This window comes from Micromonospora sp. BS32 (genome assembly GCF_059089345.1).
This window is the reverse complement of record NZ_JBSSHR010000007.1, coordinates 270,178-285,685: the sequence shown is the minus strand read 5'-3', so window position 1 is coordinate 285,685 and position 15,508 is coordinate 270,178. Positions and strand designations below refer to the sequence as shown.

Genomic DNA, 15,508 nt, shown 5'->3' with positions numbered 1-15,508 from the left:
GGGGTGGCCGGGGTGGGGCGGGTGGTCAGGTTGGCGGCGACGAGGGCGGCGATGGTCAGCGCCGCGCCGGCCAGTTCCACCGCGCCGGGCCGGTAGCCACGGACGGTCTGCACCGCGAAGGTGGTCACCGGGACGAGGTTCATGAACAGCGCCGCGTTGGCCGGCCCGAGGCGCTGCACACCGGTGTTCCAGGCCAGCACCGCGATCACCGCGGCGACCAGGACGGCGTACGTCACCTGCGGGGCGACCGCGACGAGGTCGGCGCCGGCCGGGAGGTGCTGCCAGCCGGCGAGGTCGGCGGCGAGGCTGGCGACCAGGATCGCGGTGGTACCGGCCACCGAGGTCAGGGTGGTGTAGCGCAACGGCGACCAGGCGCCGAACCGGCTCGCGCCGTGGGTGTAGATCCCCCAGCCGAGCACCGCGCCGACCATCATCAGCCCGCCGACCCCGAACTGGCCGAGCCCGTCCAGCCGGCCCCGGGTGATGACCAGGCCGACGCCGACCAGCGCGACCAGCGAGAGGGCGAGCAGCGCCGGCCGGGGGCGCACCCCGTCGCGGGCCCACCGGACGAGCTGGGTGACCAGCGGGGCGGTGGCGACGAAGAGGGCGATCTGCTGCGGGGCGGCGTGCCCGAGGGCGAGGTTGGTCAGCAGGTTGAAGCCGGCGAAGCCGACAACGCCGAGGACCACCACCTCGACGGCCCGGCCAGCGGGCCGCAGCGCGCCGCCGCCCTCGCGGACCAGCAGCAGCCCGAGCAGGACGACGGTGGCGAGCAGGTAGCGCACCGCGGTCAGGTTGAGCGCGTCGACCCGGGTCAGCGCGCTGGCCAGCACGGGGAACATGAGGCCCCAGCTGAGCACCGCGACAAGCGGGAAGGCGATGTGACGAGAGCGCATCGACAGCTCCTATGTTCGAGCGTTTTCGAACCAACGGCACCGACTCTAGGAGGATGTTCGACGTAAGTCGAACAACGGTTACACTGGTCACATGGAGCTGCACGAACCCGAGCTGCGGGACGTACCGGTGACCGCGGTGCTGGCGGCACTGGCCGACGACGTCCGGCTGCGGATCGTGCGTGCCCTCGCCGACGGCGCCGGGGAGCGCGCCTGCGGCACCTTCGAGCTGGACGTCTCCAAGGCCACCCGCAGCCACCACCTCAAGGTGCTGCGCGAGGCCGGGCTGACCCGGACCCGGGTCGCCGGCACCACCCGGTACGTGCGGCTGCGCCGCGACGAGCTGGACCGGCTCTACCCCGGGCTGCTCGACGCCGTGCTGGCGGCGCCGGTCGGCCACTGACGGCATGCCGAACCGGCGGTCCGGGGCGTCCGACGAGGCGATGACCCGCGGTGGCGGAGGCTCAGTACGGTGCGGGCAACCCGCCGTCGAGAGAGAACCCTCCACCCATGCGCCGGACCCCGCCGGGCTTCGCGACCCTCGCCCTGGTCTGCCTGCTCACCGCCTGCGGAGGTGACTCCGGTGGTACGGCTACCGCGGCCACCACGGTCACGCCGGCCGCCGCGACCCCGGAGGCCGCGTCCCCGACGGTGAGCGCGCCCGACCCGACGCCCACGACCGCCGCACCGGTCACCACCGTCCCGACGACGAAGGCACCGCTGAAGCCCCCGGCACCGAAGCCGAGCGCGCCCGTTGCCCCGGCGCTCACCTGCAAGCAGCTCCTCGGCGCGCACCTGGGCAGCGCCACGGCGCCGTTCAACGGCTATCCCGACTACATCCCGCTGACCGAGGGGATCTGGAACGGCGAGGACAGGGCGACCGTCGAGTTGCAGAAGCCCTGCGGCACCGGCGACCTGGACGGTGACGGGGCGGCCGACGCGGTCGGGACGGTGCTGCTGCGTACCGGCGGGATCGGGCAGTTCTGGTCGGTCGTCGCGTGGCGCAACTCCGGCGGCAAACCGGCCTACCGGGCGCTGGTCGACCTCGGCGACCGGAACCCCGTCCTGTCGGTCGCGGTGGCCGGGAAGAAGGCGACCGTGGTCTGGCTCACCCGCAGCAGCGGCACGAGCATGGCCGAGCTCAACATCAAGCGGACGTCGGTCTACCAGCTCTCCGGCGGCACCTTGACCGAGGTGACCCACGCCGACGCCCCGTACACGCCCTGACCGGGGCACGCCGCCGGAGCCGCCTCGTCGAGGCTCCGGCGGCGTGCGGCACCTTCGGTCAGGCCGGCACGGAACTGGGCTCGGCCACCGTAGACGCCGGTGCGGCGGCCCGCCTCCCGAGCAGCGCGTCGAGCGCCCAGGGGCCCGGCCCGGAGACGGCGATCAGGAGGAACGACCAGCAGAAGAGCGCCGCCAGCTCGCCCCCGTTCCGCAGCGGCAGCAGGCCCTCCGGCTGGTGCACCACGAAGTAGGCGTACGCCATCGAGCCGGACGCGAGCAGCGCCGCCGGTCGGGTGAGCAGCCCGGCCAGCACGAGCGCTCCGCAGACGAGCTGGATCAGGGCGGCCCACCAGCCGGGCCAGACACCCACGGGTACGGCCTTCCCGGTCATCGGGTTGCCGCCGAACACGCCGAAGACCGATGACAGCCCGTGACAGAGGAAGAGCAGGCCGAGCACCACGCGGTACAGGGAGAGGATCGGCCCGCCGAGCCGGTCGAGATTCATGTGACACCTCCATGGAAGGGGATGTATGCCCCTCAGAATCGTCCACGGATATATCTAAATACATGAGTTCTTTGTTAACGGGACGGTCCCGCCGGCCAGCGGGCCGGCCGGCTAGCAGCTCAGCCGGCTACGAGGTGACGTCCTTGCGGGTGAAGCGCCAGAACGCCAGCCCCCAGAAGAGCGTCGCGTAGCTGACCGCCGAGATCGCGCCCCGGACCACGTCGTCGGTCTGCACCGGCGTGGAGAGCAACCCGAGCCAGGCGGTGCTGTAGTGGGTGGGCAGGAAGGCGCGCAGCCCGCCGAGCGCGGTGATCTGGTCGAGGATGCTGGAGAGGATCCAGAGCAGCACCGCGCCGCCGACCGCGCCGAGCGCGGCGTCCGTACTCACCGACAGCAGGAAGGCCAGGCCGGCCACCACCAGGAGAACGACCGCCAGGTAGCCGAGCACCGCCAGCAGCCGCAGCAGTCCCTCCCCCGGTGCCAACTCGGCCGCCACCTGGCTGCGCAGCGGCGTCCAGCCGTACCGGAGGGTGCCGGCGAGCAGGGCGGTGCCGGCGAGCAGCAGCAGCGCCAGCGCCGAGTACGCGAGCGCGACCACCAGCTTCACGGTGAGCAGCCGGGCCCGGGGTACCGGGACCGCCAGCAGGTAGCGCAGGCTGCCCCAGCTCGCCTCGCTGGCCACCGTGTCCCCGCAGAAGAGCGCCACCACCACGACCAGCAGGAACGACGCCGACACGAAGATCGAGAAGAGGGTGAAGTTGAGCCCGCCCGAGGTGGCCAGGTCGACCAGGCTGGCGAACTCGTTGCGCCCGTTGTCGTCGTCGCCGCCCGAGTCGAACTGGAACGCGATCAGGATGATCAGCGGCAGCAGCACCATGAAGCCGAGCGCGAGCTGGGTCCGCCGCCGGGACGCCTGCCGGCGGAACTCCGCCGCGAACGGCAGCGTCGCCGACGGCCGGTAACCCGCCGCCGCCCCGGGACCGGCCGGCCCCGGGCCCGCCACGTCGATGGATGAACCCGCCATCACCGGTCCCCGCTTCCCCGAGAGTTGTCGCCCACCAGGGCGAGGAACGCGTCCTCCAGGCGGCGCCGGGGCACCACCCGGTCCACCCCGATCCCGGCCCGGACCAGCTCCGCCACCACCTCGCTGCGGGCGGTGCCGTTGGTGTCCACCACCAGCTGCCCGTCGGTGTCCGGCAGCACCCGCACGCCGGCCAGCCGGTCGAGCACGGCCCGCGCGGCGTCCGGGTCGGTCACCTCGAACAGCACGCTCGGCGACTCGCCGACGATCTCCCCGACCAGGCCGGACGCCACGATCCGGCCCTTGTTGACCACCACGGCGTGGGTGCAGGTCTGCTCCACCTCGGCGAGCAGGTGACTGGAGACCAGCACCGCCCGGCCGTCGGTGGCGTACCGCTGGAGCACCCGGCGCATCTCGGCGATCTGGGGCGGGTCGAGCCCGTCCGTCGGCTCGTCGAGCACCAGCAGCTCCGGCAGGCCGAGCATCGCCTGCGCGATGGCCAGCCGCTGCTTCATGCCGTGGCTGTAGTTCTTGATCCGCCGGTGCACCGAGGCGCCCAGGCCGGCGATCTCCAGCGCCTCGTCGAAGTGCGCGTCCTCCCACGGCCGGCCGGTCGCCCGCCAGTACGCCTTCAGGTTCTCCAGGCCGGACAGGTGCGGCAGGAAGCCCGGCCCCTCCACCAGCGCGCCGATCCGGGAGAGCACCGGCGAGCCGGGCACCAGCCGGTGGCCGAAGACGTAGATCTCGCCGGCGGTGGGCTGGGTCAGCCCCATCAACACCCGCAGGGTGGTGGTCTTGCCGGCGCCGTTCGGGCCGAGCAGGCCGACCACCTGGCCCGGGTGCACCTCGAAGTCCACGTTGGACACGGCGACGAAGCCGTCCGCGTACTCCTTGCGGAGCTGGCGGACGGCGAGCGGGATGCCCGCGTACTCCGGATGCACGGAGCTGTCCTGGCGACGGTGCCGGCGGCGGGCGACCAGGACGACCAGGGCGAGCCCCACCGCGATGGCGGCGAGCAGCCCGACCAGCACCCAGCGCCAGACGGCGGCGGTGGTCGGGATCGGCTCGGCGCCGACCGTCGGCAGGCCGACCGGGCCGTCGCCCGCGGCCACCGTGTAGACCGTCGGCTCGACGGGTGTGGTGTACGCCTGGTCGGAGGTGGCCACCACCACCCGCACCCGGTGCCCCGCCTCGAACCGGCGGACGATCGCCGGCAGGGTCACGGTGACCGGCCGCGCCGCGTCGACCGCCCTCGGCAGCCCGGTGAGCCGGACCGGGGCGACCAGACCGTCGGGGAGCGTCGCGGCGCCGTTCGGGTCCACGTCGTAGAGCTTGACGAAGAGCACCGCCTCGCCGGTCGGCGACGCCGCCCGCAGCGAGAAGGTAGGCGCGCCGACCACGTCCACCGCGTCGGGCAGCGGCGCGGACTCGAACCGGGCGTGCTGGCCGGGGATGTCGCCGGCCACCCCGTCGAGCAGCGAGCCGAGTGCCCCGGCGAACGGCACCGACGAGATCGCCGCCGGGTTGCCGTTGGGCGGGTTCGCCACCGGCTGCGCCGGCCCGGTCACCGCGACCTCGCGCCGCTGGTCCCCGGCCACGCCGGGGTAGTCGCTGGTGGAGTAGCCGGTCGCCACCAGGCCCCGGTTCAGGGCGTCGAAGCCGGCGATCCGGGAGAAGGTGAAGTCGTCACCGGGGGCCTCGCCGCCGCCCCTGACGTAGTGGTCGAGCCACTGCGCGGTCAGGAACTTCACCCGGTCGGAGTCGCTGGCCGGCCCCGACCCGCCGTCGTGGCCGCCGGTGAACCAGGCGACCCGCACGGGGGTGCCGGCGGCGGCGATGCCGCGCGCGTTGGCGTCCGCCTCGGTGAGCGGAAAGAGGCTGTCCGCCTCGCCCTGCACCAGCAGGGTCGGCGCCTTGATCCGGTCGAGCACGCCGGCCGGGGACGAGCGGCGGAGCAGGTCCACCGCCGCCTGGTCGGCCCGGCCCGTGGTGGCGATCCGCAGGTACGCGGCGCAGACGTCCGCGGCGAACCGGCCGCAGGACGGGTCGGCGGCGCCGGCCGGGGCGCGCCCGGGAGCGGTGCCGGGGCCCGCGCCGGGCTGCGGGCTGGGCGCGCCGGCCGAGGCCGGGGCCCCCTCGGGCGCGGCGGCGGTCGCGCCGGAGAGCCCGGTCGGGCCGGAGCCGGCGTTGCCGCCACCGCCGAAGAAGATGCCGGCCCAACCCTTCTTGAACACGCCCTCGGTGGCCGGCTTCCCGGTGCTCTCCGGCAGGAAGGCGCGGGAGAGGTCGTTCCAGGTGATCATCGGGACGATCGCGTCGACCCGCCGGTCCTGGGCGGCGAGCAGCAGGGCCAGGCCGCCGCCGTACGAACCGCCGACCACGCCGACCCGGGGATCACCGGCGGCGTCGGTACGGATCTCCGGGCGGGCGGCGAGCAGGTCCAGCAGCCGTTGCGCGTCCCGGATCTCGTAGTCCGGGTTGTCCAGGTGGATCTCGCCGCCGCTGCGGCCGAACCCGCGGGCGGTCCAGGTGAGCACGGCGTACCCGCGCTCCACCAGGTCCTCGGCGTCGGAGCGGACCGAGTCCTTGGTGCCGCCGAAGCCGTGCGCCAGCAGCACCGCGGGCACCTTCCGGTCGGCCGAAGCGTCCGCGGGCAGCCAGAGCGTGGTGTCCAGCGACACCGGCTGGTCACCCGCCGGCCCGGAGCGGACGGTGACCAGGGCCGACTCGGTCCGGTGCCCCGGCCCGTCCGGCCACGCCGCCCAGACCGCGACGGCGGCGAGCAGCACGACGACCACCGACGCGGCCACCACGCGACGCCGGTTGGCCAGGACGCGCCGTACCGGGGCGGCCGACAGCGGTGATCTCATGCGGCTCACGGTACGGCGCGGATCCTGAGCGTTGGCTGAGATCCTCCGTACGTCCGTTCGGTTGGCCCGATCGGCGCGCCGGGTCGGTCGACCGCGTCACGTCCAGACCAATCCCGGCGGGATGACTTCGGATCACGTGAATTCCGACCCTTGGCGAAAATCACCTCTGATCCGATCATCACGCACGAGTGAGGGGACACTACGTGTCGACAAGGTCAACGACACGTAACATCGCTCCCAGTGACGCATAAATGACTGACTAATCGCGACCTTCCCTCCACACCGGTCGGTTAGTTTTCCGGTCCGGTGCACGGGACTCCATCGGCGACCCCCGACACCCGACGAGATCCCCCGCCGTCGCCGGAGGAGACAGACATGACAGTCCCCGCGCAGCGGGTCCGTCGGCGGCCCTCCGCACCGGGCCGCGTACTGCCGCTGCTGCTCGTCGCGGCGCTGCTCGCGCCGGTGGCGTTCCTCTTCGCGCAGACCCACCGGCTCACCGGGGAGGACCGGGACCTGGCGGCCCGCGAACGGCTCGGCGTCGAGTACCTGCGCGCCCTCGGCCCGGTGACGGAGGCGCTGGTGGACGCCCAGTCCGCCGCCGTGGCCGGCCGTCCCGGCTCGCGCGAGGGGCTGGACCGGGCGGTCCAGGCCGCCGCCGCGGTGGACGCCCGGATCGGCGGCGAGCTACGCAGCCACGAGCGGTGGGCCGGGCTGCGCGCCAAGCTGGAGGCGCTGCCCGACCGTGCCCTCACCGACCCGGAGGCCGCGTTCGCCGGGTACGGGGAGGTCACCGACCTGCTGCTGGCCCTGCACCGCAAGGTACGGGAGAGCTCCGGGCTGATCCGCGACCCCGCCTCCGACTCCTCCTTCCTCCAGGACGGCATCGGCGGGGACCTGCCCACCGCGATGGTGACCGCCGGAAGGCTCGCCGACCTCACCTCCCTCGCCACCCGCCGGCCCGCCACCGAGCGGGCCGCCACCCAGGGTCAGCTCGCCGAGCTGCGGGTGTCCGCGCTCGGCTCGGCCACCGACCTCGTCGCCGACCTGCGGTCCGCCGTCGACAGCACGGAGAGCACCGACCTGGGCCCCAGCGTGCTCACCCCGCTGGACACCTACCAGCGCTCCGTCGAGGCGCTGGCCGCGCTCTCCGCGCCGACCGGGCGCACCGGGCAGACCGAGCCCGGGCAGGTCGCCGCCGCCCGGCTGAACGCCCAGGCCGCCGCCAAGCAGCTCCAGCCGGTCATCCTCAACGAACTCGACGTGCTGCTCAAGGAGCGGATCGACTCGTACGACCGGGACCGCTGGTGGGCGATCGGCGCCGCCGCCGCCGCGGTGCTGCTGGTGCTGGTCCTGGCCGGGGTGCTGATCGCCGCCTTCCGGCGGGCGTACCGGCGGGCCGCCGAGGAGCGGCGCGCCCGGCGGGAGAACTCCGGCGCGCTGCCCCAGCCGAGCGCCTGGCAGCCGCCGGCCGGACGCACCATCGGAGCCGAGGACCGGCGGCTGCTCCAGCCCGTCGCCACCGGCCAGGACGGAACCGAACGCTGGGGGCCGTTCGATGCTGCTCGGTAGGCTCCGGATCCGGGGCAAGCTGGCCCTGCTGGTGATCATTCCGCTGCTCAGCATGGTGGGGCTGGCCGTGCCGGTGGTGCTCGACCGGATCGCCGCCGCCCGCGAGGCCGGTGAGATCGCCGACACCGTCCGGCTCGCCAGCCGGATCGGCACCCTGGTCCAGGACCTCCAGCAGGAACGCATCCTCTCGGTCGGCCTGCTCCTCGGCCGGGTGCAGCGCAGCGAGCTGATCCAGCGGTCGGCGACCGTGGACGACCGGGTCGCCGACCTTCGCGCCGAACTGGGCGAGGAGCTGCCGGCCCAGGTCTCCGCCGCGCTCGACGGGGTACGCAAGCTCGACGAGCTGCGCGGGCTGGTGCTGGCCGGCGCGGCCACCCCCACCCAGATCATGGAGGTCTACGGCCCGGTCGACAGCGCGCTGATCGAGTCGCTGCGGCTGAACTTCCAGGTCGACACCAACACCTCCGCCGGGCGGCAGGTGCTGGCCCTGGACGGGCTGCTCCGGGCCGACGAGGGGCTGGGCGCCTGCGCCACCCTGATCGTCCTGGTCAAGGCGACGAAGGACCCGAAGGTCTCGGCCGCCTACATCGCCTGCATGTCCGCGCTCCAGGTGGACAACCTGCGGTTCCGCAGCCTGATCACCGCCGAGCAGTACCAGCTCGCCATGCTGGACGACGCCGCGGTCGGCGCCCGGACCAGCCCGACCTTCCTCGTCGACAGCGTGAAGGACCCCGTCGCGGCGATCGAGAACGTGTCGCTCGACGCGCTCTTCCCGTCCGTCCGCTCGATGATCACGCTCGGCCAGTTCGTGGAGAAGAAGATCGTCGCGGACGTGACCGCCGAGACGAAGGACGACCAGCGGGACGCGCTGACCGCCGCCTGGCTGGTCGGCGGCGCCGCCACGCTGATCCTGCTCACGGTGGTGCTGCTCAGCTTCGCGGTGGCCCGTACGGTGGCCCGGCCGCTGACCCGGCTCACCCGCTCCGCCGACCGGGTCGCCCGGGTCGCCGAGGCGGAACTGGTCCGGGTCGCCGACGACGAGACCGAGGCCGGCCCACCGGTCCGCCTCGACCCGGTCGACGTCCGGGCCCGCGACGAGATCGGCGACCTGGCCCGCGCCTTCGATCGGGTGCAGAGCACCGCCGCCAAGCTGGTCGAGCGGCAGGTAGCCGGCCGGCGCAACGTCGCGCAGATGTTCGGCCACGTCGGCCGCCGTACCCAGAACCTGGTCGGCCGGCAGATCGCGCTGATCGACCAGCTGGAACGGCAGGAGGCCGACCCGGGCCGGCTGGAACACCTGTACCGGCTCGACCACATCTCCAGCCGGCTGCGCCGCAACGCGGGCAGCCTGGTCGTCCTCTCCGGTTCGGCCGGCACCGACGGGCACGTCGCCCCGGTGCCGCTGGCCGACGTGGTCCGGCTGGCGCTCGGTGAGATCGAGGACTACACCCGGGTGGACGTGCAGGTCGCCCCCGGCGTCTCGGCGGCGCCCTCCACCGTCGGCGACCTGGTGCTCGCGCTGGCCGAGCTGATGGAGAACGCCACCGTGTTCTCCCCGCCGCACACCCGGGTGGTGGTGGCCGGCGAACTGACCGCCACCGGCGCCCGGCTGTCGGTGGTCGACCGGGGCATCGGGATGACCGAGGAACGGCTGGCCGCGGAGAACGCCCGACTGACCCGCCGGGAACGGCTCGACCTGGCTCCGACGGAGGTGCTCGGGCTCTTCGTGGTCGGCCGGCTGGCCCGCCGGCACGGCTGGAGCGTGGACCTCGCGCCGACGGCCGGGGGCGGGTTGACCGCCCGGCTGGAGGTGCCGCACGCGCTGCTGGTGGTGCGCCCGGCCGACCGGGCCGGCGCGACGGTGGCCCGGGCGACCGTACCGGCCCGGGACCGCCGGTCGGCGGGGGCGCTCGACGCGGTCCGAGCCGGCCGGGCCCTGACCGCGGCGCCGGCCGCACCGCCCGGCGGGGCGCACCGGGACGACGCGGCCCTCGGCTTCGACCCGGCGCTGCTGGACCGGGCCACCCGGACGATGGAGTCCGGCGAGTCCTGGGACGCGTTCGGCGCGGGTACCGGCCCGGAGCCGGCACCCGCCGCCTTCGTGGCGACCGAGCCGCCCACCCGCGACGCCGGGCCGCCGCCCGACGGCACGACCACCCAGGGCGGGTTGCCGAGGCGCCGCCGCACCGACCATCCGGGCGAACCCGCCGGCCAGGCGGCCGGGCCGGCCGCCGCAGCGCCGCCCGCACCGGTTCCGGCGCCACCGCCGGTGGCCCCGGTCGCCGTCCCGGCGGCGTCGGCCGGTCCCGCCGCCCCGGCCGGCCCGGTCGCCCCGGCCGGTCCTGCCGCCCCGGCCGGTCCCGCCGGTCCGCCGGCCTGGCCGCCGGTCACCGCCGCGCTGCCCACCGTCCGCCAGCGGGTGCCCGGCGCCAGCCTGCCGCCGGCCGGGCCACCGACCGGGCCGGTGGACGCCAGCACGGCCGACCCGGAGGCCGCACGGGCCCTGGTCGAGCAGTTCCAGTCCGGCGTACGCCGGGCCGAGCAGAGCCGGCCCGATGGCCGGGCGGTCGAGCTGGACGTCACCCCGGACCGCCCGCGGCTGAGCCGACGGGTGCCCGGGGCGAACCTGATCGCCACCCCGCAGCGCGCGGCCATCCCCAGCCAGCACCCGGGCGACCCGGCCGAGGTCCGCGACCTCATCACCGAGTTCGAGGCGGGCGTGGCCCGTGCCCTGCGCGACGTCCGTACCGACCACCGCCACGACGAAGAGGGATCATCACGGTGACCAGCCCGTTCCTGCACGACAACGTCGACCACCAGTCGCACGCCGGCCCGGAGCTCAGCCCGGAGGCGCGCACCTTCAACTGGCTGCTGGACTCGTTCACCTCCAGCACCGCCGGCGTGTTGGAGGCGATCGCCGTCTCGTCGGACGGGCTGCTGATGGCCATGTCGGCGATCAAGGACCGGTCCAACGCGGAACGCCTCGCCGCCGTCGTCTCCGGCATGACCAGCCTGGCCGGCGGCGCGGCGAGCTGGTACGCCCTCGGCGGGCTGAACCGGGTGATCGTCGACATGGCCGACGGATACCTGCTGATCAGCGCGATCAGCAGCGGCTCGGTGCTCGGTGTGGTCGCCGACCGGTCGGCCAACCTCGGCACCGTGGCGTACGAGATGACTCTCTTCGCGGGCCGCGCCGGTGGCGCGCTGAGTCCGCGACTGATCGCCGAGCTGAAGAACGCCGTTCAGCAATGACCCCGGAGGTCGCCGGTGGGGATCCGGATCCGCAGATCCGGATCCGCCCCTACCTGCGTACGCCCTCACCGTCCGGTGACGGCCCGCCGGCGACCACCCCGGCGCCGGCGGTCGACCCCGACCCGGAGGTCGGCCGCCCCACCGGCCCGCGCCCGTTCGTGCTGACCGCCGGGCGGGTCGCGGGGGCGGACCCGGCGATCGGGTTGGAGACCCAGGTGACCGCCCGGCCCGGCGCGGGCCTGCAGCCGGGCGGGCCGCCGTCCCGGCTGTCCCCGGAGTTGCAGGCGATCGTCGCGCTCTGCGGCGAACCGATCTCGGTCGCGGAGATCTCCGCCCGGATGCAGATGCACTTCGGCGTGACCCGCGTCCTGGTGGGTGACCTCCGTGCCGCCGGCCACCTCGACGTGCACGTCGGCACCTTCGAGGACGCCCATGACCCCGACATCATCCTGCGACTGATTGATGGACTCCGTGCGATCTCCTGAATGGCCGGTCGCCCCGCTCGGGGGGCTCGCCGCGAACAGCGCCTCCGCCCGTTACGGCCAGCCGGTGGGTGGGCCCCCCGCACCGACGTCGGTGCCGCCGACCCACGCGCCGGCGCCCCCGCCGTACCGGCCGCCGGTGGGGCAGCCCGCGCCGGTCCCGCAGACCCGGCCCGCGCCGCCGATCCCGGTGAAGATCCTCGTCGCGGGCGGGTTCGGCGTCGGCAAGACCACCACGGTCGGGGCGATCTCCGAGATCGCGCCGCTGACCACCGAGGCCGAGATGACCAGCGCGGCCATCGGCGTGGACGACCCGGGCGTACGGAGCTCGAAGACCACCACCACGGTGGCGATGGACTTCGGCTGCGTCACGATCGACCGCAGCCTGAAGCTCTACCTGTTCGGCACGCCCGGCCAGTCCCGGTTCGGCTTCATGTGGGACGACCTGGCCCGGGGCGCGCTCGGCGCGCTGGTGGTGGTGGACAGCGCCCGGCTGGACGACTGCTACCCGGCGATCGACTTCTTCGAGCGGGCCGGCCTGCCGTTCGTGGTCGGGGTGAACGCCTTCGACGGCCGGGTGGCGCACGACCTCGGCGCGATCCGTTGGGCGCTGGCGATCGGCGACCACGTGCCGCTGGTGCAGTTCGACGCCCGGGACCGGCTCTCGGTGCGGGACGCCCTGCTGGTCGTCCTGGACCGGGCGCTGGACCGGGCCACCCGCGAACGGGGGGTGTGAACCGTTCGCCGGCACGGCCCGTTTTCATCATCAGACAAGGGGGACGTGATGAGAGGTGGTCTGGACGAGACACTGGCCCGGATGGCCCGCCGGGAGGAGGCCCTGCGCCGCCGCGCCACGGACCCGGGCGAGGAGACCGGCGCGGACGTACCCGTCGTCGACCCACCGCGGGGCGTGGAGCCGGACGGGTGGGGGCGGTTCGGGGCTGGCCGGCCGGCGGCCGATGACCGGGACCCGGTGGCGGAGGTCGCCGAGGCGGTCCGCCGGGTGGTGGCGGACCACCCCGGCCTTGCCGTCGTGGTCCGGGTGGAACACGAGGGGCGGACGTACCCGCTGCGGGTGGACTGGGCCGACACGGACGTGACGGTCGGCCCGGACAACCCGAGCACGCCGCCGCCGGCCTGGCCGCTCTCGGACCGGACGGTGCCCGCCTGGTCCCCCGGTCAGGAGGGGCCGACCGGGGACCCCGCGGCCCGGCTGGCGGAGATGATCCGGCGCGATCCCTCGCTGCTCGACGACGACCGGTGACGCCGGTCGGGACGGCCCGGCGGGCGGTGCCGGCGGCGGCTACTGTCGGGCGATGGCCGAACCGGACCTGACCCTCACCGCGAGCCTGCGGCCGGCCGCGCTGGACGCCCGCCGGGGCATCGTACGGCTGCACCCCGAGGTGCTCACCGCCCTCGCGCTGCGCCCGGGCGACCCGGTCCGGTTGGCCGGCCGGCGGGTGACCGCCGGGATCGTCGCCACCGCCGAACCGGGCGCCAGCCCCGCCCTGCTCTACGCCGACGACCTGATCCTGGGCAACCTCGGCCTGCGCGACGGTGGCCAGGTGACGGTCAGCCCGACGCCGGTGACCGCGGCCCGCCGGATCACGCTGCGCGGGCCGGCGCCGGTCGTCGCCGCCGTCTCGCCGGAGATGCTCCGGCTCGCCCTGCTCGGCAAGGTCGTCACCACCGGCGACGACGTCTCCCTGCTGCCCCAGGACGTGCTGCCGGACGCCTCGGTACGCGGCCTGGTCGAGGCGGCCCGCCGCCGGCTCGCCGACACCGTCGGGTACGCCTGGACGAGCACCCTGCTCACCGTCGTCGACGCCGAGCCGGACGCCGGCGTGCTGGTCACCATGGACACCGTGGTCGGCTGGGAGCACGGCGCGGCCACCCACGGCTCCCCCGGCCCGGTCCGGGGCCGGTTGAACGGGTCCGGCGGCCCGGCGGCCGACCGCGCCACCGACCCGCTCGGCGACGCGCCCGACGATCCGCCGCACGTGGACGAGCTGCCCGGGCTGCGGGCGCAGGCCGAGGAGCTGACCGAGCTGCTCGACCTCGGTTTCCACCACCGGGAGGTGCTCGGCCGGCTGGGCACCACCGTCTCGCTCGGCGTACTGCTCGGCGGGCCGGCCGGCTCCGGCAAGTCGGCCCTGGTCCGGGCGGTCGCGGCCGCGGTCCGGGTCCCGGTCCACCCGCTCTGGGCGCCGGAGCTGGCCGCGCTGACCAACGACGCGGCGGCCCGCCGGCTGCGCACGGCCGCCGCCGAGGTGACCTCGGCCGGGCCGGCGGTGCTGCTGGTCACCGACGTGGAGGCGCTGGCGCCGGCCGACGGGCCCGGTCCGCTGGCCACCGTCTTCCGCCAGGTGGTCGCGGAGACCGTCCGGTCCGGGGCGGCGGTGGTCTGCACCACCTCGCGACCGGAGGCGGTCGACCCGGCGCTGCGCGCGCCCGACCTGCTCTCCGTACGGATCACCGTGCCGCTGCCCGACCCGGCGCTGCGCCGGGAGCAGCTGACCGTGCTCACCCGGCAGGTGCCGCTGGCCGAGGACGTCCGGCTGGACGAGGTGGCCGGGCGTACCCCCGGGTTCGTCGCGGCGGACCTGGCCGCGCTGGTGCGGGAGGCCGGGGTGCGCGCGGCGCTGCGGCAGAAGACGGCGGAGCGGCCCACGGTGGCGATGGCGGACTTCACCGCGGCCCTCGAGGTGGTCCGACCGACGACGATGGCCGCGTCCACGCTGGAGCTGGCCTCGGTCACCCTGGACGACGTCGGCGGCCTGGTCGAGGTGAAGCAGACCCTCACCGAGTCGGTGCTCTGGCCGCTGACCTACCCGGACACCTTCGCCCGGCTCGGCGTGCAGCCGCCCCGGGGTGTGCTGCTCTACGGCCCGCCGGGCTGCGGCAAGACCTACCTGGTGACCGCGCTGGCCGGGTCGGGAAAGGCGAACGTGCTCTCGGTGAAGGGCGCGGAACTGCTCTCCAAGTGGGTCGGGGAGAGCGAACGCGCGGTGCGGGAGCTGTTCCGCCGGGCCCGGGAGGCCGCGCCCACGCTGATCTTCCTCGACGAGGTGGACGCGCTCGCGCCGGTCCGGGGTCAGGCCACCGACGGGGGTACGACCGACCGGGTGGTCGCGGCGCTGCTCACCGAGCTGGACGGGGTGGAGGCGCTGCGCAACGTGGTGGTGGTCGGGGCGACGAACCGGCCGGACCTGGTCGACCCGGCGCTGCTGCGACCGGGCCGGCTGGAACGGCTGGTCTACGTGCCACCGCCGGACGGCCCGGCCCGGTCGGAGATCCTGCGCGCCGCGTCCCGGACCGTGCCGCTGGCCGAGGACGTGGACCTCGCCGCGCTCGGCGAGGAGCTGACCGGTTTCTCGGCCGCGGACTGCGCCGCGCTGGTCCGGGAGTCGGCGCTGGCCGCGATGCGGGAGTCGCTGACCGCCTCCACGGTCACCGCCGCTCATGTGGCCACCGCCCGCCGCCGGGTCCGCCCGTCCCTGGATCCGGCGCAGGTCGCCTGGCTGGCCGCGTACGCGGAGAAGCAGTCCAGCTGACCGGGCGCGCCGGGAGCCGGGCGTGCCCGGCGGCCCGGGCGGGCCCGGCGTGTCGGGGCCGTGGGAGGCGTCTTCCTGATGAGCGATATGACGGAGAGTCATGAATATGCCTCTGCGTCATATCGCTCAAGG

The 15,508-nt window shown here is 75.0% G+C and carries 13 protein-coding genes; 9 read left to right on the top strand and 4 right to left on the bottom strand.

The genetic code is table 11. The annotated features are described in order from the left end of the window. The coding region (locus tag AC5RWQ_RS14275; protein ID WP_494283199.1) for a DMT family transporter at positions 1-896 on the bottom strand (896 nt) is incomplete at its 3' end. A 91-nt stretch (positions 897-987) separates the two neighbouring features. Between AC5RWQ_RS14275 and AC5RWQ_RS14270 the strand changes: the two genes are divergently transcribed. Both AC5RWQ_RS14270 and AC5RWQ_RS14265 read left to right on the top strand, forming a co-directional pair. Then, positions 988-1,296: an ArsR/SmtB family transcription factor gene (locus tag AC5RWQ_RS14270; protein ID WP_494283198.1), complete on the top strand. Its 309-nt coding sequence runs from the start codon at positions 988-990 to the stop codon at positions 1,294-1,296. Between the two features lie 107 nt (positions 1,297-1,403). Further along, positions 1,404-2,120: a hypothetical protein gene (locus AC5RWQ_RS14265; RefSeq protein WP_494283197.1), complete on the top strand. Its 717-nt coding sequence runs from the start codon at positions 1,404-1,406 to the stop codon at positions 2,118-2,120. 58 nt (positions 2,121-2,178) lie between these two features. Here AC5RWQ_RS14265 and AC5RWQ_RS14260 read toward each other — a convergent pair whose 3' ends face one another. The 3 genes from AC5RWQ_RS14260 to AC5RWQ_RS14250 all read right to left on the bottom strand — a co-directional run bounded on the left by AC5RWQ_RS14260 (position 2,179) and on the right by AC5RWQ_RS14250 (position 6,516). Further along, complete coding sequence (locus AC5RWQ_RS14260; RefSeq protein ID WP_494283196.1) at positions 2,179-2,625, bottom strand: DoxX family protein; 447 nt, start codon at positions 2,623-2,625, stop codon at positions 2,179-2,181. Between the two features lie 127 nt (positions 2,626-2,752). Continuing rightward, positions 2,753-3,649: an ABC transporter permease gene (locus tag AC5RWQ_RS14255; RefSeq protein ID WP_334486810.1), complete on the bottom strand. Its 897-nt coding sequence runs from the start codon at positions 3,647-3,649 to the stop codon at positions 2,753-2,755. Beyond that, on the bottom strand, positions 3,649-6,516 hold the full coding sequence (locus tag AC5RWQ_RS14250; protein WP_494283195.1) for an alpha/beta fold hydrolase: 2,868 nt from the start codon (positions 6,514-6,516) through the stop codon (positions 3,649-3,651). Before AC5RWQ_RS14250 ends, AC5RWQ_RS14255 begins: the two co-directional genes overlap by 1 nt. A gap of 375 nt (positions 6,517-6,891) precedes the next feature. On the opposite strand from AC5RWQ_RS14250, the gene AC5RWQ_RS14245 reads away from it, so the two are divergent. Genes AC5RWQ_RS14245 through AC5RWQ_RS14215 form a run of 7 tightly spaced genes read left to right on the top strand, consistent with a single transcriptional unit; the run spans position 6,892 to position 15,376 of the window. Continuing rightward, positions 6,892-8,088 carry a hypothetical protein gene (locus AC5RWQ_RS14245; protein ID WP_494283194.1) on the top strand — a complete coding sequence of 399 codons (1,197 nt, stop codon included), beginning with the start codon at positions 6,892-6,894 and terminating at the stop codon, positions 8,086-8,088. After that, a complete protein-coding gene (locus AC5RWQ_RS14240) occupies positions 8,075-10,873 on the top strand; it encodes a sensor histidine kinase (RefSeq protein ID WP_494283193.1) in 2,799 nt (932 codons plus the stop codon). The genes AC5RWQ_RS14245 and AC5RWQ_RS14240 overlap by 14 nt, the downstream gene beginning before the upstream one ends. Further along, the gene (locus tag AC5RWQ_RS14235; RefSeq protein ID WP_334483787.1) at positions 10,870-11,340 is read left to right on the top strand and encodes a roadblock/LC7 domain-containing protein; all 471 of its coding nucleotides are present in this window, start codon (positions 10,870-10,872) and stop codon (positions 11,338-11,340) included. The genes AC5RWQ_RS14240 and AC5RWQ_RS14235 overlap by 4 nt, the downstream gene beginning before the upstream one ends. Beyond that, positions 11,337-11,825: a DUF742 domain-containing protein gene (locus AC5RWQ_RS14230; RefSeq protein WP_494283192.1), complete on the top strand. Its 489-nt coding sequence runs from the start codon at positions 11,337-11,339 to the stop codon at positions 11,823-11,825. The genes AC5RWQ_RS14235 and AC5RWQ_RS14230 overlap by 4 nt, the downstream gene beginning before the upstream one ends. Next, positions 11,803-12,558 (top strand): GTP-binding protein, encoded by a 756-nt coding sequence (locus AC5RWQ_RS14225; RefSeq protein ID WP_494283191.1) that lies wholly within the window; start codon positions 11,803-11,805, stop codon positions 12,556-12,558. The genes AC5RWQ_RS14230 and AC5RWQ_RS14225 overlap by 23 nt, the downstream gene beginning before the upstream one ends. Before the next feature lie 48 nt (positions 12,559-12,606). Further along, positions 12,607-13,086: a hypothetical protein gene (locus AC5RWQ_RS14220; protein ID WP_494283190.1), complete on the top strand. Its 480-nt coding sequence runs from the start codon at positions 12,607-12,609 to the stop codon at positions 13,084-13,086. Between the two features lie 52 nt (positions 13,087-13,138). Then, entirely contained in the window at positions 13,139-15,376 is a 2,238-nt protein-coding gene (locus AC5RWQ_RS14215) for an AAA family ATPase (protein ID WP_494283189.1), read from the top strand. The last annotated feature ends 132 nt before the right edge of the window (positions 15,377-15,508 follow it).

Coding starts and splice junctions, on each gene's coding strand:
- AC5RWQ_RS14270 (WP_494283198.1), top strand. CDS start 988: ATGGAGCTGCACGAACCCGAGCTGCGGGACGTACCGGTGACCGCGGTG.
- AC5RWQ_RS14265 (WP_494283197.1), top strand. CDS start 1,404: ATGCGCCGGACCCCGCCGGGCTTCGCGACCCTCGCCCTGGTCTGCCTG.
- AC5RWQ_RS14260 (WP_494283196.1), bottom strand. CDS start 2,625: ATGAATCTCGACCGGCTCGGCGGGCCGATCCTCTCCCTGTACCGCGTG.
- AC5RWQ_RS14255 (WP_334486810.1), bottom strand. CDS start 3,649: ATGGCGGGTTCATCCATCGACGTGGCGGGCCCGGGGCCGGCCGGTCCC.
- AC5RWQ_RS14250 (WP_494283195.1), bottom strand. CDS start 6,516: ATGAGATCACCGCTGTCGGCCGCCCCGGTACGGCGCGTCCTGGCCAAC.
- AC5RWQ_RS14245 (WP_494283194.1), top strand. CDS start 6,892: ATGACAGTCCCCGCGCAGCGGGTCCGTCGGCGGCCCTCCGCACCGGGC.
- AC5RWQ_RS14240 (WP_494283193.1), top strand. CDS start 8,075: ATGCTGCTCGGTAGGCTCCGGATCCGGGGCAAGCTGGCCCTGCTGGTG.
- AC5RWQ_RS14230 (WP_494283192.1), top strand. CDS start 11,337: ATGACCCCGGAGGTCGCCGGTGGGGATCCGGATCCGCAGATCCGGATC.
- AC5RWQ_RS14225 (WP_494283191.1), top strand. CDS start 11,803: ATGGACTCCGTGCGATCTCCTGAATGGCCGGTCGCCCCGCTCGGGGGG.
- AC5RWQ_RS14220 (WP_494283190.1), top strand. CDS start 12,607: ATGAGAGGTGGTCTGGACGAGACACTGGCCCGGATGGCCCGCCGGGAG.
- AC5RWQ_RS14215 (WP_494283189.1), top strand. CDS start 13,139: ATGGCCGAACCGGACCTGACCCTCACCGCGAGCCTGCGGCCGGCCGCG.